The organism is Halorussus lipolyticus, from assembly GCF_029338375.1.
Classification (GTDB): Archaea; Halobacteriota; Halobacteria; order Halobacteriales; family Haladaptataceae; genus Halorussus; species Halorussus lipolyticus.
This window is the reverse complement of sequence record NZ_CP119805.1, coordinates 40,652-59,443: the sequence shown is the minus strand read 5'-3', so window position 1 is coordinate 59,443 and position 18,792 is coordinate 40,652. Positions and strand designations below refer to the sequence as shown.

Annotated in this window: 20 protein-coding genes; 11 read left to right on the top strand and 9 right to left on the bottom strand. The window is 64.7% G+C overall.

The genetic code is table 11. From position 1 onward, the window contains the following. Positions 1 to 43 precede the first annotated feature (43 nt). Positions 44 to 1,756, top strand: a complete 1,713-nt coding sequence (locus tag P2T57_RS17305) for a methyl-accepting chemotaxis protein (RefSeq protein WP_276302379.1) — start codon at positions 44 to 46, stop codon at positions 1,754 to 1,756. Between the two features lie 71 nt (positions 1,757 to 1,827). Here the strand turns inward: P2T57_RS17305 and P2T57_RS17300 are convergent, their stop codons facing one another. Next, positions 1,828 to 3,159: a DUF7405 family protein gene (locus P2T57_RS17300; RefSeq protein WP_276302378.1), complete on the bottom strand. Its 1,332-nt coding sequence runs from the start codon at positions 3,157 to 3,159 to the stop codon at positions 1,828 to 1,830. Between the two features lie 92 nt (positions 3,160 to 3,251). Then, positions 3,252 to 3,944 (bottom strand): TIGR00266 family protein, encoded by a 693-nt coding sequence (locus P2T57_RS17295; protein ID WP_276302377.1) that lies wholly within the window; start codon positions 3,942 to 3,944, stop codon positions 3,252 to 3,254. Positions 3,945 to 4,052: 108 nt separating this feature from the next. On the opposite strand from P2T57_RS17295, the gene P2T57_RS17290 reads away from it, so the two are divergent. Continuing rightward, positions 4,053 to 5,897: a S9 family peptidase gene (locus tag P2T57_RS17290; RefSeq protein WP_276302376.1), complete on the top strand. Its 1,845-nt coding sequence runs from the start codon at positions 4,053 to 4,055 to the stop codon at positions 5,895 to 5,897. Between the two features lie 80 nt (positions 5,898 to 5,977). On the opposite strand, the gene P2T57_RS17285 is transcribed toward P2T57_RS17290, so the two are convergent. Next, positions 5,978 to 6,118 carry a hypothetical protein gene (locus tag P2T57_RS17285; RefSeq protein ID WP_276302375.1) on the bottom strand — a complete coding sequence of 47 codons (141 nt, stop codon included), beginning with the start codon at positions 6,116 to 6,118 and terminating at the stop codon, positions 5,978 to 5,980. Between the two features lie 378 nt (positions 6,119 to 6,496). Between P2T57_RS17285 and P2T57_RS17280 the strand changes: the two genes are divergently transcribed. Together P2T57_RS17280 and P2T57_RS17275 are read left to right on the top strand one after the other, a co-directional pair. Beyond that, entirely contained in the window at positions 6,497 to 6,790 is a 294-nt protein-coding gene (locus tag P2T57_RS17280; protein WP_276302374.1) for a hypothetical protein, read from the top strand. Positions 6,791 to 6,856: 66 nt separating this feature from the next. Beyond that, on the top strand, positions 6,857 to 7,459 hold the full coding sequence (locus tag P2T57_RS17275) for an FAD-dependent oxidoreductase (RefSeq protein ID WP_276302373.1): 603 nt from the start codon (positions 6,857 to 6,859) through the stop codon (positions 7,457 to 7,459). Positions 7,460 to 7,473: 14 nt separating this feature from the next. Here the strand turns inward: P2T57_RS17275 and P2T57_RS17270 are convergent, their stop codons facing one another. The 4 genes from P2T57_RS17270 to P2T57_RS17255 all read right to left on the bottom strand — a co-directional run bounded on the left by P2T57_RS17270 (position 7,474) and on the right by P2T57_RS17255 (position 11,415). After that, entirely contained in the window at positions 7,474 to 7,839 is a 366-nt protein-coding gene (locus P2T57_RS17270; RefSeq protein WP_474198310.1) for a DUF8048 family protein, read from the bottom strand. An 18-nt stretch (positions 7,840 to 7,857) separates the two neighbouring features. Next, complete coding sequence (locus P2T57_RS17265; protein ID WP_276302371.1) at positions 7,858 to 9,168, bottom strand: DUF2238 domain-containing protein; 1,311 nt, start codon at positions 9,166 to 9,168, stop codon at positions 7,858 to 7,860. A 75-nt stretch (positions 9,169 to 9,243) separates the two neighbouring features. Next, entirely contained in the window at positions 9,244 to 10,521 is a 1,278-nt protein-coding gene (locus P2T57_RS17260; protein WP_276302370.1) for a tyrosine-type recombinase/integrase, read from the bottom strand. Positions 10,522 to 10,881: 360 nt separating this feature from the next. After that, entirely contained in the window at positions 10,882 to 11,415 is a 534-nt protein-coding gene (locus P2T57_RS17255; protein WP_276302369.1) for a DUF6789 family protein, read from the bottom strand. Between the two features lie 96 nt (positions 11,416 to 11,511). On the opposite strand from P2T57_RS17255, the gene coxB reads away from it, so the two are divergent. Genes coxB through P2T57_RS17240 form a run of 3 tightly spaced genes read left to right on the top strand, consistent with a single transcriptional unit; the run spans position 11,512 to position 15,165 of the window. Next, on the top strand, positions 11,512 to 12,294 hold the full coding sequence (gene coxB, locus P2T57_RS17250) for a cytochrome c oxidase subunit II (protein ID WP_276302368.1): 783 nt from the start codon (positions 11,512 to 11,514) through the stop codon (positions 12,292 to 12,294). Then, entirely contained in the window at positions 12,291 to 14,855 is a 2,565-nt protein-coding gene (locus P2T57_RS17245; protein ID WP_276302367.1) for a cbb3-type cytochrome c oxidase subunit I, read from the top strand. The genes coxB and P2T57_RS17245 overlap by 4 nt, the downstream gene beginning before the upstream one ends. A 46-nt stretch (positions 14,856 to 14,901) precedes the next feature. After that, the gene (locus tag P2T57_RS17240; RefSeq protein ID WP_276302366.1) at positions 14,902 to 15,165 is read left to right on the top strand and encodes a cytochrome C oxidase subunit IV family protein; all 264 of its coding nucleotides are present in this window, start codon (positions 14,902 to 14,904) and stop codon (positions 15,163 to 15,165) included. Between the two features lie 25 nt (positions 15,166 to 15,190). On the opposite strand, the gene P2T57_RS17235 is transcribed toward P2T57_RS17240, so the two are convergent. Together P2T57_RS17235 and P2T57_RS17230 are read right to left on the bottom strand one after the other, a co-directional pair. Further along, positions 15,191 to 15,511: a DUF7410 domain-containing protein gene (locus P2T57_RS17235; protein ID WP_276302365.1), complete on the bottom strand. Its 321-nt coding sequence runs from the start codon at positions 15,509 to 15,511 to the stop codon at positions 15,191 to 15,193. Then, positions 15,512 to 15,985 (bottom strand): hypothetical protein, encoded by a 474-nt coding sequence (locus P2T57_RS17230; protein WP_276302364.1) that lies wholly within the window; start codon positions 15,983 to 15,985, stop codon positions 15,512 to 15,514. Positions 15,986 to 16,526: 541 nt separating this feature from the next. Between P2T57_RS17230 and P2T57_RS17225 the strand changes: the two genes are divergently transcribed. From P2T57_RS17225 to P2T57_RS17210, 4 genes are all read left to right on the top strand, one after another. After that, a complete protein-coding gene (locus P2T57_RS17225) occupies positions 16,527 to 17,126 on the top strand; it encodes a DUF5789 family protein (protein ID WP_276302363.1) in 600 nt (199 codons plus the stop codon). 174 nt (positions 17,127 to 17,300) lie between these two features. Next, positions 17,301 to 17,477 carry a hypothetical protein gene (locus P2T57_RS17220; protein ID WP_276302362.1) on the top strand — a complete coding sequence of 59 codons (177 nt, stop codon included), beginning with the start codon at positions 17,301 to 17,303 and terminating at the stop codon, positions 17,475 to 17,477. Between the two features lie 287 nt (positions 17,478 to 17,764). Beyond that, positions 17,765 to 18,070, top strand: a complete 306-nt coding sequence (locus P2T57_RS17215; RefSeq protein ID WP_276302361.1) for a hypothetical protein — start codon at positions 17,765 to 17,767, stop codon at positions 18,068 to 18,070. Positions 18,071 to 18,382: 312 nt separating this feature from the next. Continuing rightward, the gene (locus P2T57_RS17210) at positions 18,383 to 18,730 is read left to right on the top strand and encodes a hypothetical protein (RefSeq protein ID WP_276302360.1); all 348 of its coding nucleotides are present in this window, start codon (positions 18,383 to 18,385) and stop codon (positions 18,728 to 18,730) included. The last annotated feature ends 62 nt before the right edge of the window (positions 18,731 to 18,792 follow it).

Here is an 18,792-nt window from a genome sequence, read left to right as displayed (position 1 = left end):
CCAAACCGCAAGGATTTAGAAATCAAAAGTTTTCACCTCTCGTATGGAGAAGCTCCGTGACGAGGCCGAGTCTGCGAACGAGGCCGAGTCCGTGAACGAGACCGAGAGCGATTCACCGAAGACCGGAGGCGACTCACCGGAGACCGAAACGCCGGCGAGCGAAAGCGACGACTCACGAGGAGAAGCGGGCGACGAGCGGCGACGAGCGGACGACGGGAGTGACGCCGCCGACACGCTCGGGGGACGCGATTCCAGAGACGACGCCCTCGACATCGGGACCGGGGCGCTCCTCGATACGCTCCCGCAACCAGCGTTCATCATCGACACCGGACACCGAGTCGTCGGGTGGAACCGGGAGATGGAGGTCCTGACGGGAATCGACCGCGAGGAGGTCCTCGGCGACGACGACACCGCCAAACTCTTTCGGGACGACCGGACCCGGACGCTGGCCAACGCCGTGGTCGAGAACCCCGATTCGGCCGACGAGACGTTCGACGCGGAGCGGTCGGGCCGCGACCAGCGGGCCTACGAGGCCGAGCAGGAACTCGAAAACGCCGACGGCGAGGTCCTGTACGTCCACTCGACCGCGACGCCGATTTACCAGCAGGGGGAACTGCAGGGCGTCGTCCAACTGCTTCAGGACAACACCGACATCATCCGGCGGCGAGAAGTGATGGGCGACCTCGTGGTGGAAGTTAGCACGACGGCGCAGGCGCTGGAGGAGGGCAACCTCGATGCCCGCGTCGAGTACGCCGACGACCGGGACCTCCTTGACGACGAAGTACTGGAAATCGTGGACGCCGTCAACGCCATCGCCGACGCGACCGAGGAGATGGTCAGAGGTCTCGTCTCGGAGATAGACGACCTCTCGGACGCCGCGACTCGCATCGCCGACGCCTCCATCGAGGTGGACGAGCGGATAACCGAGCAAAACGACTCCATCAGCGTCATCACCGACGAGATGGAGAACCTAAGCGCGACCATGGAGGAGGTCGCGGCCACCTCCGACCAAGTGGCCTCGGCGGCGACCGAGGCCCGAGAGACCGCCGCCGAAGGGGCCGAGGCCAGCGCGAACGCGAACGACAAGATGGACGCAGTAGTCGAGGCGACCGGGGACCTCGTGGAGACCGTCGAGCAACTCGCCAACCGGATGGAGGAGGTGGACGAGGTGGTCGAGGTCATCGCCGACATCGCCGAGCAGACCAACCTGCTGGCGCTCAACGCCAACATCGAGGCCGCCCGCGCCGGCGAGAGTGGCGACGGGTTCGCGGTGGTCGCCGACGAGGTGAAAAGTCTGGCCAACGAGAGCAAGGAGAACGCCGAGGAGATTTCGAGCCAACTGGCCGAGATTCAAGAGCAGACCCGCGAGACAGTGGGTCGGACCAAGGAGACCAACCAGCGAATCGAGGACGCCAGCGACGAGATAAGCGCGGTCATCGACGCCTTCGATGGCGTTCACAACGCGGTCGATGAGGCCGCCGACGGCATCACCGAAGTCGCGGACGCCAACGACGAGCAGGCCGCTTCCGTCGAGGAAATCACGGCGACCGTCAACGAACTCGACCAGAAGGCCGACGGCGTGGAACGCCAAATCGGCGACATCACCGAGTGGACCGCCGAACAGCGCGATGCGGTCGAGGAGATGGTCGAGTATCTGGACGAACTGGCGAACACCGACGCCATCGAGTCGGGCGACCGAGACCTGAATCGGGTCGAAGCGGCCGAGAACCGAGTGGACAAAGCAGACTCGGCGTGAGCGAAGCCGGAGCAGAGAGAACGTATTTGGATTCCTAAAGAATCAAAAACGATTTTTTAAGACAGTTAAAGTTAGCTCCCGTCCGGCGTCGGCAGGGCGCGCTTCTCGCGGGGCGGTAGCAGGAAGTTCCCGCGCCTCAGCACCTCCATGTACTGCAAGATGCCGTTGTTGTTCTTCTGGCCCACCGCCGACCGCTCGGCCAAGTCCTCGCCGTTCATCGCCTCGCGGGTGTCCACGAAGTCCGAGATGGTGCGCTGGAGCGAGACGAAGTGCAGACCGGCGTGGCCGTCGTCGGTCGAGTCGAAGTCCCGGCGGAGCATCAGCGGCGCGCCGTCCTTCCTCGCGCGGGCCGACTTCTGGGAGTGGCCGACCATGCCCCGCGTCCGGGCGTGGTCCTCGGCGTGGGCCGGACACCCCTTCTCCTCCATCTTGGCCGAGTCGCCGAGGTTGTCGCCCGCGCCCTCCACGAGGTCCTCCTCGGCGTGGACCGGACAGAACATCTTGCCGACGCGCTGGGACCTGCTATCCTGCTCGTACCACTGCTCCAGATTCAGCTTGATTTTCGATAGCTGATGGGTCGTCCCGCCGGCGAACGGCCCCTGCTGAATCGTCACGCTGTCCTCGCTGGCCTGATTCTTCTGGAACCCCGACTTGAACCCCATGTAGAGCGGCGAATCGGAATCGACCGGCCCCGAATCCGGAATCCCGTCCACGTCCTGATTGTCGGCGGGCAGGCCCTCGCCGATGAATCCGGTCCGGCGGTCAACTTTTTCCAAAACTCCCGAGAGGTCGGCCGCCACCTCGACGCCGTTGATTTCGGATTTCTCGCCCAGCAGGGCCTGCTCGGCGGACAGCACGACTTCGGCGTGGTCGCTGGCGAGGTGGACCACCGCGTCCTGCTGGTCGAGTTCGGGGTCCTCGAAGGGCGCGAGCGCCCGCGGTTCCTGCAAGTCCACCGACTCGGGCAGGTCGGCGTCGAACCGCTCGAAGTACGACGGCGAGTAGCCTACTGTGAACAGCAGGCCGTCGCCTCCTCTGGCGTAGGCCCGGTCGAGGCCGCGGAGGGAGTCCTCGACCGTCTGGCGCTCGGATTCGCTCGGCGTCCCGTCGCCGGTGTAGTCCAGCAACAGCAAGACCCGGTGGCGAGGAGCCGTCACGTTACCGTGTTTGTCGCGTTCTAAATATTGATTCCACGCGTGTTGTCGCGCGGGGAGCGTCGAGAGGTCGTCCGGTCCGGTCGGCACGTCCGGCGGCCCGCCGCTCCGGCCCAGACACGCCGACAGCGCCGAGGCTCCGCCGATTGCGACCGCGGCCTTGGCGAACTCCCGGCGCGAGATTCCCCGGCCGCTCTCGCCCCGTCCGGCGTCGGTTCGTCCCGGTTCGCTCGGTCCGGTGTCGTCCATCGCCGGTGTCTAAGGACGGGGCGTGAAAGGGGGTTCTGGTTCGCGCGTCGAAAGGGTCGGCCCGGTCCACCGCGAAGGGCCACGCCGAGGCGTCAGGGCTGGCTCGGCGGCGCGCTCTGCTGTGGAATCTTGGGCAGGAGCCACGACAGGAAGGCGTCGGGACTCCGGGTCTGAAGCCACACCCGGCCCGGCCCCTCGAACCGACACACCAACCCCTCGCCCGAGAAAATCGTGGACTTGAGGCCCGCGACTCGTCGGACCGCGAAGTCGGCGGTGGCCTCGAACGCGACGATGTGGCCCGTGTCCACGGTGTAGGCCTCGCCGTCGCTCAAATCGACCGACTTGATGGCCCCGTAACTCGACAGAAAGACCGGGCCGAATCCCGAGATTTTCAGGAGAAACAGCCCCTCGCTCCCGAAGAACGTCTTCGCACCGCCGAACTCGGTGTCCACGTCGAGGCCGGTGTCACCTGCGATGTAGGACCCCGATTGGACGTAGATGGTTTCGTCCGATAGCTCCTCGTGGGTCACGTCGCCGGGCAGGGGCGGCGCGAGCGTCACCTCGCCCTCGCCGCCCGACGCGGTGAAGGTGTTCTGGAAAAAGCTCTCGCCGCCGAAGACGCTCCGGCGGAGCGAGCGCAGAAATCCGCCGGTCGCGTTGGTGTCCATCGAGACGTTCTCGCCGTGACTGACCATCGCGCCGCCCTCGGCCTGAATCTGTTCGCCGTCTTCGAGCGTGACGTTCAAAAGCGAGTACGCCGGGCCGGACTCGACTTCGTGTCGCATGGAGGGACCACGACGAAGGCCGGGAAAACGGTTCGCAATAATGTCGAATATCCAATTGAAATGCGCTTCTGCGAATCCTTTTGTGACTCGGTACCGCTACTCGGAGACGTGACCGACGAAAACCTCGACGTACTCGAAGCGCTCGCGGGGCTTCCGACCTTCCACCACCCGGTGGTGTCGCCCGACGGCGAGGAGATTGCGCTCTATTACGACGTGTCGGGCCGGAACGAACTCCACTTCGCGGACGCTGAGACCGGGGCGTTGGAGCAGGTCAGCGACGGCGAGGTGCCCCGGAACGCCCGGTGGTACATCAACTGGAGCGCCGACGGCGAGCGAATCTTCTTCCACGACGACCACGGCGGCGACGAGCAGAACGACATCTTCGCCATCGACCGCGACGGAACCGTCGAATCGGTGGTCGAACTCGGCGGCCAGACCGTCCTCGCCGACGTGGGCGACGACGGCGAGACCCTGCTGGTGGCCTCGCCCGAGTCCGGCCAGATGAACTTCTACCGCCACGATTTGGCGTCGGGCGAGACGACCAAACTCACCGACTACGACCGGGCGGTCAGGGCGGGCGTCCTCTCGCCGGACTGCGAGCAAATCGCCTACGCCACCAACGAGGCCGACGACTACGACAACGTGGACGTGTACGTGGCGAACGCCGACGGGAGCGACCCCCGAAACCTCGAAATCGGCGAGACCGGTGCCGAGGCCGGACCCATCGACTGGGGGCCGGAGGGCGACCGACTGCTGGTCACCGACAACACCGAGAACTTCTCGCGGGCCGGCATCTACGACCTCGAAACCGAGGACATCGCGTGGTACGGCAATCTCGACGCCGAGGAGGACCCGGTGGGATTCCTCCCCGGCAGGGACCGGTTCGTGGTCCAGCGCACCCGAGACGCCCGAGTCGTGCCGGTGGTCTACGACGTGGAGTCGGGCGAGGGCAGAGAGTTGGACCTGCCGGCGGGCGTCGCCGGCGTCTCGGACACCGGCGAGTTCGCGCTCGACGACGACCGAGTGGTCGTGACCCACACCTCGTCGAACCGGCGGCCCGAACTGCTGGTCTACGACCTCGACAGCGACGAGTACGAGACGCTGGTCGAGGCCGAGTACGGTCCCTTCAATCCCGACCGGTTCGTGGAAGCCGACTACTACACCTTCGAGTCCCACGACGGACTGGAAATCGGCGCGCTCAAGTACGACTCCGGCGAGCGCCCCTCGCCACTCGTGGTCAACCCCCACGGCGGGCCGCGCCACGCCGACACCCTCTCGTGGGGCCTCTACACCCAGTTCCTCGTCTCGCGGGGCTACAGCGTCCTGCAGGTCAACTACCGGGGTTCGACCGGCAGAGGCCGCGAGTTCGTGGAACGCCTCTACGACGACTGGGGCGGCGGCGAGCAGGAGGACGTGGCCGAGGCCACCCGCCAACTCGCCAGCGAGGACTGGATTGACGAGGACCGAATCGTCGTCTTCGGTGGCTCCTACGGCGGCTATTCGGCCTACTGGCAGATGGTCCAGTATCCGGAACTCTACGCCGGGGGCATCGCGTGGATAGGCCTGACCGATTTGGACGAGATGTACGAGACGACGATGCCCCACTTCCGGACCGAACTCATGGAGAAGCAACTCGGGACGCCCGACGAGAACCCGGACCTCTACCGGGAGCGCAGTCCCATCGAGTACGTCGAGAACCTCGACGCGCCCCTGCTGATGGTCCACGGCGTCAACGACTCGCGGGTCCCGGTGTCGCAGGCCCGGATGTTCCGCGAGGCGTTGCTGGAGGCGGGATACCGAGAAGGCGAGGACGGCGATTTCGAGTACGTCGAACTGGGCGAGGAGGGCCACGCCTCCTCGGACATCGACCAGAAGATTCGGCTGTTCGAGACGCTGGACGACTTCCTGAAGCGTCGGTTGCCGGCGGTCAGCGCGCCCGAGCAGGACGACTGACTGACGGCGACCCAAGTGGCTTCGGCGAAACAGCGGAAGCGCCTGCGTCGAACCGATTCCGGTACGTCTGTTGGGTCGAGTCAAGCGAGTCGCGGGTCCGGGGCCTCCACCACGTGACCGCACCGCGGGCACCGATAGCGAGGAGGTTCGTCCTCGGCGAACTTCCGGGTGGGACCGAGATAGCCGCATTCGGGGCACCGACGAATCGGGAGGCGGATCACACCCGACGTGACGCTCCGGAGCGATAAAAACGGGTCGCCGCCGCAACTCCGCGCCAGCGGCGGCCGACCGCGAGTAAACAGCGGAAACGACGGTGTGACCCAAGACAGCGGAAAGGCCGGTGTGGAGATACGCAGACGGCACCGGGACCGGGCGACGGACAGCGGAAATCGTGGCGTGACGCCGACCGGCGGGAACTGAAACGCGACGAGCGACAGCGGAAACGACGGGGTTACTGGTAAAGAGGATTGGCAACTAAATTCGTTGGTAAAACCCCTTATTAATTTCTTAAATAGTATTTTTATTGCTTTCAGCGAAGCGTTATGGTAAATCGCGTCCGGGAGCGCGAGACTAATTAGCCCCCGACCCGAGGACGAACGATGGCGGTTCGACGGAAAGACAGCATCCACATCGACGCCGGCAGAACCTACGTCGCCGACGCCGCCAGCGCAGTCGGCGACGTGAATATCGTGAGCCACGCTCACGCCGACCACATCTTTCGAAAGACTCCGGAAACGGTGGTCTGCTCGGCCGAGACCACCGCGCTGGTCGAGGCCCGAACCGGCGCGTCCGTCCCCGAGTTCCGCGAGGAGGCCGCCGAAACCTCACTACTCCGCCACGGTTACGACGCGAGACCCCTGCTGGGCGACCAGACGCCGCTAAACCAATTCTGACGGAGAGAGTCGGTAGGACCGACCGCAGGGTCAACGTTTACGTCGATACCCGTCGTGTCGTGAGGTATGCCGACAGTTGCCATCGTCGGGGGCGGCCCCGCCGGACTCAGCGCCGGACTGTTCACCGCGAAGAACGGCCTCGAAACCGTCGTGTTCGACACCGACGAGACGTGGATGCACAAGGCTCACCTGTTCAACTACCTCGGCGTCCGAAGCCTCGGCGGCGACGAGTTCATGACCATCGCCCGCGGGCAGGCCGAGGACCGCGGCGTGGACCTCCGGATGGGCGAGGAGGTCACGGAAGTCGCCCAATCCGGAGACGGCTTCACCGTCACCACCGAGGAGGGCGAGTACGACGCCCGGTACGTCGTCTTCGCTACCGGGACCGACACCGACCTGCCCGAGCAGTTGGGATGCGAAGTAGACGACGAGGGCCTCGTGGACGTGGACCTCTCGATGCAGACCAGCGTCGAGAACGCCTACGCCACCGGCGCGATGATTCGCAATCAGGAGTGGCAGGCGGTCATCTCGGCGGGCGACGGCGGCGCGGCGGCCCTCGACATCCTGAGCGACGAGAAGGGCGAACACTTCCACGACTTCGACACCCCCGCCGACGTACCGAGTCTGAGCGATTTGCCCGACGAGGAAGTGGAAGACGACGAAGAGTAGAGTCCGAAACCAATCTACACGTCCTGTCCGTACAGCGGCGGGTCCTCGACGGTATCGACCACGACCAGCGGTTCGGTCCCCTCGGCGAACATCCCTTCGAGCGAATCGCGCTCGTCGCGGCCGTCGGCCGAGGCCACCATCTCGCGGCGGTGAACCTCGCGGGCGGCCCCGGCCTCGTCGTCGGACAGCGAGAGTTCTTCACGGAGCGTCTCCCAGATGCCGTCGCCATAGAGGTAGTAGGCGTCGTCGCGCCACGCGAAGTTGTGTTGCGAGGAGTACTCGTACTCGTCGTCGTTTCGTGAAAGCGCGTCCTGAATCCGAGCGAGCGCGTCGTCGAGGGACTCCTCACTCACGCCGCGTTCGTCGGCAACCTCCGCGATTCGCTCCTCGGTCGCCGGTCAGTTCGACCGCTCCTCTGGCTCCTCTTCGCTCGCCAGCTTGTCGGCCAGCGACTTCGAGACGCCGGAGAGATACGCCGCGCCCCAGACAGCGACCAGCACCCCGCCGACCAAATCGAACACCAAGTCGCTCATCGTGTTCGCCAGACTCACCTGCGCGAGGACGCTCTCGGTGCCAGTCATCGAGGCCATCCCGTCGAGGCCGAACTCCAGCAGTTCCCAGAGGACGCCGAACGCCAGCGTGAAAATCAGGATGAACCCGGCGACGAACTTCCGGGGGAGGTAGACCCGCGGGTCGTGAACGTCGAACGCCCGGACCGTGGCGTATCCCGCGGCCGCGACCAGCGACGACGAGAGCGCGTGTGTCAGGTTGTCCCAGAGACCGAACATCCGGTAGAGGCCGAACGACCCGACAGCGTGGAGAAACACCGGAATCACTATCCAGAGCGTCAGTCTGGCGTCGATGGGCAGACCGAAGTCGCGTTCGAGTAGGCCCGGCAGTTCCATCACCGCGAGCGCGACGAGGACGTTGACGACCACGCCGACGTTCAACTCGTAGAGGCCGACCGCGAGAATCCCGACCAGCGCCACCTGAAACCCGCGGACGACCCGTCGCTGGCGGCGGTCCGAAAGTTCGAGCCAATCGTCGCCCTCCGAGACGGAATCGGCGGTCTCGAACTCCGGGGCGTCGGAATCTGCCGCGAGGGCGGAGGACTCGCGCTCACCGGCGGTCCAGAACCCGAGGCGCTGGCGGTCCACGCGCCGGAAGTAGACCGCGAACAGGAACCCGGCGAAAAGTCCGACCCCCGTGGCGGCCGCCAGCGACCACATCACGTGGTAGAGGCCTCGGAGGTTGTCCATCCCGAGCGCGAGGTCCGCGGTCCACTGGACTACCGCCCACGCTCCCGCCGCAGACATCGTGGTCGTCACGACGAACAGGACGGCGAATCCCGGTGACATCTCGACCACGGTGAAGGCGTCGAACTCGACCGCGACGGCCAGCGCGAGCGCCGGAACGACGAGAAACGCCGCGACCGACCGCGGCAAAAGCAGGTCGAACGACTGGAGGAGGTAGGGCACCGCGATGAACAGCGACACTTCCCACGGGAGCGTCGCCGACCAGCGCCGGTAGGCTGAGGCCGGCACTGCCGCGACCGAAATCGACGCGAGGCCGAGACCGGCCCAGAGGACGTCTCCTCGGGCGGTGCTGGCGAGCGCACCGACCGCGATGCAGGCCAGCAGGCACCACGTCGCAATCGCGTTTCGCCGTCGCGCGACCACGCCGTCGGCAGTCGTCGTCTCACCGGGCACGCCACGGGATACGACGAGGACAGGGAAAAGCGTAGAGCAGGGCGAGACAGAAGATTCTATATATCGAAATAGGGTTTACTGCCCTGCTCCCTCGAACGCCTTGGCGAGTTCGGCGCGCATGAACTCCCGGCGGACCCGGCGAGCGCGCTCGTCCGAGAGGTAATTCGACATGACGACTCGGGGGTCGTCGCTCCCCTGTTCGGCCGCGATGTCCTCCAGTTCGTCCAGCACGCCCTCCAGCACCGAGGTATAGGTGTCGTACCAGTAGCGCCGGCAGAGTTGCGGACTCGGGCGCTCGCCGTCGATTTCCTCGGGAAGGCCCGCGCGCTCGGCGAGGTCCCGGAACCGCGACCAAATCGTCTCGCGGGCGACGTGGCGGGTTTCGCCCTGCTTGGAGGGAAAGAGGTAGCCCGACCAGTCGTCGGGGTTCCCGTCCGCGAGGTCCGCGATTCTGGCGTCGAGGGCGTCCAGTCCGTAGACGAGGTTGACCTCGCCGGGTCCGTTCTTTCGCTCCTCGAAGGTGACGTAGGGCGCTTCGTCGGGTCCCACGTCGCGGACGATTTGGGAGGCGTGGAGGCTAGCAACCTCGTTGGCTCGGAGGCCCCACCCTGCGAGCGCGACGACCAGCAGGCGCTCTCGGGGCGAATCGGCAGTCACGGCGAGACGCCGGACGTGTTCGTGCGAGAGCGGCGACGGGTCCGACTCCTCGACCTGCCACTTGAACTCGTCGTAGAGACCGGTCGCGGGGTTGACCGCCGCAAGTCGGCGACCGACGAGGTGCTGGTACCAGCCATCGACGACGCTCCGGACGCGGGTCTTGGTCCGGGCGCTGTAGTCGCGGTCGTTCAGCCAGTCGAACGCGGCGTAGCAGGCGTGAACCGCCTCGTGGACGGGGGTTTCGGAGTCACTGGCGACCGGCGAGAGGAGGTCGTCGGTCCCATTCGCCTCACAGTAGGCCCGGACGTAGAGGTTAAGGCGGCGGCGCTTGGTCTCGACCGTCGATTCGCGGAGGGAGTGGCGCGTCCGGCGGCGGTCGAGGAACCGCTTCAGGGCCTCGCGGGTGTCGGCGTGGTCGGTCGCCCAGTCGTATCCGCCCTCACCGTCGCCGAGTCCGAGGTCCTCGCGCCAGAAGTCGCCGAACGAGCGGTCGTGGTGCCGTCGGAGGGCGGCGAGAAACGACCGGAGGTCCTCGTCGCGGAACCACTGATGGCTCGGCTGGTGGGTTTCCGGGTCCTTCCCCTCGGCTTCGAGCCGAGGAGCGACGATATCCCAGTAGCAGTCGCAGAAATCGTCGAGCGAGCAGGTCGTCCAGCGAACGTCGGCAAACGGGTCGCTGGCGGTCGATTCGCTCATTCGTCGGACGCTCCCGCGGGAGTGGCGATTTCGGGAGGAAGGAGGCTCCTCGCTTCGCCGGACCTCGATTTCAAGACGGGCATACTCGCCCGTCTCGACGCTTCTATCTTATTTCTTATGGCTTCGTGGAGATAACGGTCCGCTGGGGACTGTTGTACCCACGGAAAATCCGACAGACGTCGCGGGACAACACATAAATTGTATTTCGATATATCAAATACTTCGAGGACCCGCTCGCAGAATCGGCCTCACGACGGGGTACCAGAAGGGATTCAGCTACGTCCTCGGCCGAACGGGCCGTTTCGGCCCTGAGGAAACAAAAATAATTCTTTTAGCTGTGTTTTAATTGCTGAGGGGATTCTATACCAACGTCTCGGGCCTATCGCCGAGATAGTCGAACACTGCTCCGAGCGTGAACCCGTAAGAGAAGTGCGCGCCGAGCGTCAGCACGAGGTACAGCACCAGCGCGAGGCCGGTGTAACCCTCGTAGAACGCGGGGGCGAACCCGGTCCAGAGGACGAACCCGAACGGAATCCCCTTAACAGCGTACTTCTCGCCCGGCAGGTACGCGCCGATGGACGCGAACAACAGCGGCCACATCACCATCCCGGTCAGCAGAAACAGGATGAATCCGACCGCGACCGGACTCAGCGGGAGGACGGCGTTGAACCCAGTGAGTTCCGACAGCGTGCCGAAACTCCCTATCTCGAAGGCCCCGAGCGACGCGGCGATGAGCAGGCCGATAGTCAGCGCGCCGGTCCCCACCAGTCCGCCGACTGCGCCGATGAGGCCGTCCACGACGATTCCCCAGAGGTGGTCGAAATCCGGTTCTGCGGCCGTCTCGGCCACGTCTTCGCGCATCTCAGCTGGAATATCCGTCTCTTCCCCATCCATGGTTATAGATACCACTCACCAATCCAAAAGCCTTCCCCTACCTTCACTAAAATTTGTGCAAAATAGATAAGTGGGTGAGTCGTGTTTACAATTATCATGAATCCGTCGGCCGGACGGTATCCGTTGGTGGTCTTTCAACAGGGCGGAATCGTACCGAAGGGGACCCGCGTCGAAGTGTTCCAACAGATATTCACGGTCTTTCTGGTGCTGGGGACACTGGTCGGCGTCGTCGTCATCGGGTACATGGTCTACAACGCCTACAAGTACCGCGACGGCGAGGGGGACGGCCACCGAGGAGCAGACGCCGAAGCTCCTCGTCTCGGGGAACTCCCTTCGGGTGGCGGCGGCGGGCGAAAGCTGTTCTACTCGTTCAGTCTGAGCGCCATCATCGTCATCTCGCTCATCGCGTGGACTTACGGGACCCTGCTCTACGTCGAGGAGAACCCGCCGGGCGACGCCGACCAGACCACGAACATCGAAGTCGTCGGCTTCCGGTTCGGGTGGGAGTTCGTCTATCCCAACGGCCACACCGCCAGCACCCTCCGGGTGCCCGAGAACGAGACGATTCGGCTCACCGTGACCTCCGACGACGTGTTCCACACCTTCGGCGTCCCGGAGTTACGGGTCAAGACCGACTCGATTCCGGGCCAAGAGACCAACACGTGGTTCCGGGCCAACGAGACTGGGACCTACGAGGCCAGATGCTTCGAACTCTGCGGGGCGGGCCACTCCTACATGACCGCCGAGGTTGTCGTCATGGAACCCGACGAGTACGACGAGTGGTACCAAAACACCACCAGTCCGAACGGGAGTGCCGATAACTCGTCCGCACTCGGAGCGCCGACTGACGCGCCGAGCGCAGTGGAGGTGGTCGCATGACCGACGAAAACCCGGAACCAGACGGCGGAGTCGCCGACGCGACCCACGGGGCCGACCACCACCACGACCTGCCGAGTCCCGAGAGCATCAAGCGATGGCTGGTCACGACCAACCACAAGGACGTTGGGATTCTCTACACCATCACGGCGCTGTTCTTCCTCGTGTTCGGCGGGGTGCTTGCTCTACTGATGCGCCTGCAACTCTGGACGCCCGGCGTGAGTCTCCTCGAACCCCTCCAGTACAATCAGGCCGTCTCGGCCCACGGCCTGCTGATGGTGTTCTGGTTCCTCTCGCCGTTCGCGTTCGGGTTCGCCAACTACGTCGTTCCCCTCCAAATCGGCGCGAAGGATTTGGCCTTCCCGCGACTTAACGCGCTGTCGTACTGGCTCTACCTGTTTTCGGGAATCCTGCTGGGCGTCTCGTTCTTCCAAGGCGGCACCTTCGCCGGCGGATGGACGATGTACGCGCCGCTGAACCTGCCGGTCTACACGCCCAACATCGGCGCGAGTACCGCGGTGCTGGCACTGGTGATGTTCACCGCCTCCGTCACGGTCGGGTCGGTCAACTTCCTGACGACGATGCACCGGATGCGCGCCGAGGGCCTGACGCTCCGCCAGATGCCGCTTTTCACGTGGACCATCCTGCTGACGACGTGGATGATGCTGTTCGCGTTCGCCGCCCTGCTGGCGGCGCTGATGATTCTCTCGGCCGACAGACTCCTCGGGACCACCTACTTCGCGGCCACCGGCCACGCCGGGTCCCTGCTGTGGGCGCACCTGTTCTGGTTCTTCGGCCATCCGGAGGTCTACATCGTCTTCTTCCCCGCCCTCGGCGTGATGGCCGAGACGTTCCAGACCTTCACCGGCCAGCGACTCGTGGGGCGCAAGTGGTTCATCGCGGCGATGGTGCTGGTCGCGCTCCAGAGCTTCCTCGTCTGGATGCACCACATGTTCCTGACCTCCATCAACCTCGAAATCAAGACGCTGTTCATGGCGACCACCATCGGCATCTCACTCCCCTTCGACCTGATGGTGTTCGCGCTCATCTACACCACGGTCAAGGGGAAAGTCCGGTTCACCACGCCCTTCCTGTTTTCGTTCGGCGCGCTGATGCTGTTCATCCTCGGGGGCATCACGGGCGTCTTCCTCGGGGCAGTCGTGCTGGACTACGAGTTCCGGGGCACCTACTGGGTGGTCGCGCACTTCCACTACGTCATGGTCGGCGGCGTCACCGCGCTGGTCGGGGGACTCTACTACTGGTACCCCAAGATGACCGGCAAGATGTACGACGAGTTCTTGGGCAAGGTCCACTTCGCGCTCTACTTCGTCGGGTTCAACCTGCTGTACTTCCCGATGTTCGTCGCGTGGGAGACGCCGCGCCGGGACTTCGTGTATCCCGAGGCGTTCGTCGGGTGGCACCAACTCGCCACCGTCGGCGGGTTCATTTTGGGAGCCTCGTTCCTCGTGATGTTCTACAACCTGTTCGTGAGCCTCTGGCGAGGAGACGACGCCGACGACAACCCGTGGCAGTACTCGACCACGACCGAGTGGGCGATTCCCTCGCCGCCGCCCCTCGAAAACTTCCCCGGTAAACCCACCTTCCGCGATGGCTCGCTCAAGTTCCTGCCGGGAGCGGGCGGCACGAGCGGCGAGATGGCCGACGGCGGGAAGTTCACGGTCGAGGAGGCCACCGACGGCGGCGCGGAGATGGCCCAGACTTCCGACGCCCACACTGCCGAGACCCACGCCGAGGACGAACCCGAGAGCCACGCCAGCATCTGGCCCTTCGCCACCGGAGTCACAGCGTTCGTCCTCCTGTTCGGCCTCTCGGGACTTCAGGACGCCAGCTATCCGGCCGGAATCGAGGGCGGATTCTACGTCGCGCTGACGGTCGGCGGACTGGCGGGCGGCCTCGGCGCGCTGGTCAAGATGGCCAGCGAGCAGTTCACCGGGCCGAGCGGACCGTTCGGCGAGAGTTGGCCCTTCGAGGCCGTCGAGAACACCAAACTCGGGATGTGGATATTCCTCGCCAGCGACGTGGTGCTGTTCGGCGCGTTCGTCGGTTCCTACGCCTTCATCCGGGTCGCCGAGGGGTGGACGAACTGGCACCACCTGATTCCGGCGGCCCACGTCCCCCTGCCGGGACTGATAAATACGTACATCCTGCTCACGAGCAGTTTCACGGTGGTTCTGGCACTGGTCGCCGCGGAGAAAGGAAGTCGGTGGGGGCTGGTGGGGTCGCTGGCGACCACGTTCGTCCTCGGGATGGCGTTCCTCGTCAACAAGGCGCTGGAGTGGTTGCACCTGTTCCACGTCCACACCGAGGCCTTCCCCGAGGGGTGGAACATCGGGACTAACGTCGCGTCCTCGACGTTCTACCTGACGACCGGTCTCCACGGCCTGCACGTCATCGCGGGACTGGTGGTGACGCTGTATCTCCTCGTGAGAGCGTGGAACGGGGCGTATCTGGACGACGACAGGCCCTTGGAGTACTTCGGTCTCTACTGGCACTTCGTGGACATCGTGTGGCTGTTCCTGTTCCCGCTGTTCTACATCCTCTAACCGTGACACCGAATTCGACAATCGAAATCGAAATCAAAACGAACCAATGACTCGAACAAAACTCTACACCGGAATTTACGTCGTACTGTTCGTGTTCGCAACCGTGCAGGTCCTCGTCGAGCAGTCGGGCGGACTGCCGTACTGGACCGCGTTCTGGGTCATCATCGCGCTGTCGTTCGTGAAGGCGGTGATGGTGGCGTGGTACTATCAGCACCTCAAGTGGGAACCCCGGTCGGTGACGTTCACGATGTTCGTCGGCCTGCTGGCGGCGCTGGCGCTGACGACCGCCGCGGCCTACTCGATACTGTAGGTCTCGCGACGTTTTCCTTCGCACGTCACCCCGGCGTCTGCATCGCCGAGACGGCCATGTACGACAGCAAGAGGAAGGCGTACACCGCCACGAGACAAGCAACCACCTTCAAGTGGAAGATAAAGAGGTCCTCGCGCTCGGCCTCGCGGGCCTCGTCGTACTCGTCGTGCTGGTCCGGGGTACACTCCTCGGCGTGAACGTCGCCGAGGTGGAGCGCGCGGAGTCGCTCGGTCCGGAAGGGTCTGGCGCAGTAGGGACACCGCGGGGGCGTTTCGCCGTCAGGGACGCGGACCTCCGGGGGTTTCGGGGCCTCCGGAGACGACGATTCGGAGGACTCGACCGCCATCTATCCGGCGAGGACGAGTTTGGCGGCGATTCCGGCGACGAACAGCGCGCCGAATAGCCACGCGCTGACCAGTGCGGCGTGGGCGCTCGGGAGTCCTCGGAAGCGCGCCGAACTGTAGGTGCCCCACAGAAGGAACCCGCCGAGGAGGACGCCGAAGACGAGCGCCAGCGCGACCCAGTTGCCCACCGCGGCGGCCAGCGCGGGGTCGCTAACCAGCAGAACTGCGCCGCCGCCGGCGAGTGCGGCCAGCAAGACGAACCCGGCGACCCACGCGCCAACCGAATCGTCGGCGTTCGCTCCGGCGCGGCGCGTTCGGCCTCCGCCGTCTGTTCCCGCTCGGCCGTCTGCTCCTCCGGCCCCGCCGCCCGCGAGTTCGTACCGCCGCCAGTTCTCCATCCTGAGAACGAGCGTCCAGACCGCGAGCAGGAGCGCCCCGGTCACGAGGGCGCTCGTCAGATAGGCTGTTTCGGCCATGAGAGTCGATTCGTAATCATTGTTAGTTACTATCAAGCATAAGTGTTGACCTCGGGCGAGCGGTCGGTGTTCAGACAAGCCGTGAGAGGAGCGACGATGGTTTCAAAAGTCCTCGCCCGGTTCGCGGTCACGCGAACAGAGTCTTGCCGACCAAAGTCGTTCGAAAATCTTCGATTTTCGTGACTGAGCAGGACGGTGTCCTGCGAGGGCAACGAGACCGCCGGTCTCGCCCGCTCACGAGAGCGTCGCTCTCGGACGACGAGGCAACGGCTCGGAAGACGCGGTTTGTCTTCCGGTGTGAGTGTGGCCTCGGAGGACGCGGGTTGTCCTCCGGCGGTCGTTCAGCGACCCTTCCGGTCCCGTTCGACGGGTTCAGCGATATTGGAGACATATAATCAGATGCTAAAGCAATATATTAGAGTCTGAAGAAAACGTCGTTGTTTGTTTCCGAGGCACTTCCCCGCCGAGGCCTGTCGAATATCTACGGAAATTCTCACTTGCCGACCGCACACCTTTCCGACTGGGGACCCTACTGTTAGAGATGGCAGACGATAAAACCGGCCGAGACCAGCAAGCCGACGACGCCGAGCGACGACAGCGGGAGCGCGACCTCGCCGCGGAACTGGAGCGCGGCGACGAGACGAAGCCGCCGGTAGACGCCGCGGAGGTCACCGATTTCGAGTCGGAACTCGAAAGCGTCGAGTTCCCCGCGACGGGGAGCGAGGTCGTCGCGGCGGTCGGCGACCGGGAAGTCGAGTCACCCGACAAGACCTACGCCGTCGAGGAGTTGCTACCGGACACCGATGTCGAGACGTTCGACTCGCCCGCCGCCGTCCGAATGCGGGTCCAACGGCCGACAATCGCCGCGGCGATGAAGAGAATCGTGGAGGCCAGCGGGACCATCCCGAACGTGGAGTTCCGTGACTCACAGCGCAACGGGTACGAGAAGACGCTTCGGGAACTCAAGGCAATCGACGCCGACGATGACGACGAAGGGATTCAGGTAATCACGGACTGGATAGTCGAGCGAATCCGCGAGAAAGAGAAGCTACCGAAGTCGCGGGCGGTGCGCCGCCAAGCGGCGAAGTTCTGCCGGTCGAACGGGTATCAGGTCCGGGACGACGAGTGGCTCGGCATCTGACCCGACGGCCGCGAGTGCGATGCCCGCAAGTCGGAAGCGAGTCGAAGCAGGTCGGAACCGAGTCGAAATTGCTACGACACGCGCTAACAGAGTTCAGTCAGTTTTAATAGATAACCGATTATAGCAGGAATTACTCCGTCGCCCGGACAACCGGGCGCGCGAGGTGATTCACCCATGAGCAATCCACCACTCCGGACCTGCACTTTCGGTACTTCCGAGAGCGGCCTGTCCGGCACCCCGGCGTTCGGCAGTTCTGCCGGGAATATTCCGGCACTCGCCAAGCACGCCGGAGGGGTGGATTATGTGGGTGATATGACCTATCGCCTCGAACGGACCACCCCGACCGCGTAAGGCGTCTCGGACGCGGCCTCGGCGGACGCTTCCGCCGGGGTCGCGCCGACCGAAACGCCGGGTCGGCTCGCTTCCTCTCGATTTCGACTCGGAAGCGAGCGGCGTGCGTCGGAAGGGGTCCGCTCGGCCACGTCCTTCTCCGGCGCATCGACTCGGTAGCACGGCGCGTCTCCGCGAGTCGGCACCCACCGACCAGAGGCATCTCCGCGCTCCCCGAGCGCCACGTCTCGCGCTCGGGAGACGGGCCTGCATCGGCTACGAACGAACCTCACCACGAACCCACGACAATGAACGCACTCGAAATCGACGCGACCGCCGACCTCGAAATCCAAGTGCCCCGCGGCGACGACGGTAGCCTGCAGGACGGTATCGTCACCGTCCTCGGCCGGAGCGCCGCGGTCGACCGCACCGAGGTCGTGGACATCTCGGGCGTCACGCCGACGCTCAACGACCTCCGCGTGGACGCCGAAGTCCGCCTGCGCGTCCACCTCGACGATTCGGTCGAGGACGAACGGGCGGCAGTCCGCGAGACCGTCGCCGACCAGTTCGGCGTCCGGACCGTCAGCGCGGTCGAGACCGACCGCTCGTCGTGAGAACGCACTCGGCGCATCGACCCACTACCGAACCCACCCGACCCAGACCAATGCGACACACGAAGTACACGGCGAAACTGCCGACGAAGACGACGCTCTGAAAGATGGCGGCCCGAACCCGCACCACCGCGAGTAACTACGCGAGTGAGACTTTGGCGTTCGCTCCGCACCCGCCACACAGAAATTTCTACCTCCTAATATTTCGTCGGTCGAAACCGACCGAGTAAGCGGTAGCAAACGCTCCGAAGGCAGTCCTTACCCCAATTAAGGCCCGCCATAACAATGGAAACGTGGCCCAGAGAACCCGGTGTCATGGACGTACTGAAAGACATCACGGACGGACTACGACGGGGCGACGACGCCGAAACCGAGGAGGACCGGACTCCCGAGGAGAACCGGAACCCCGAGGAGGACCGCGGCGAGGACGAACGCGACGAGACTCCGGAAACCGAGGGAGCAGAGGAGCGCAAATCGACGACCGACCGCGCCGGAGCAACCGCCGACCGGACCGACGGGGCGCTCGCGGGCGACAGTTCGGCACCGGCCGGATTCGACCGCGAGGAGGTCCACGTCTGCTCGTTCTGCGAGGCCGAATTCGACGCGGGGCGGGACGCCTGCCCGGAGTGCGACGCGAAAATCGTCATTCGAGGGGCGAGATAGCGTCCGCGGAGAGAAGACACCAACCCCCGGAAATCAGAGGTTACACAGTTTGACACGCGATA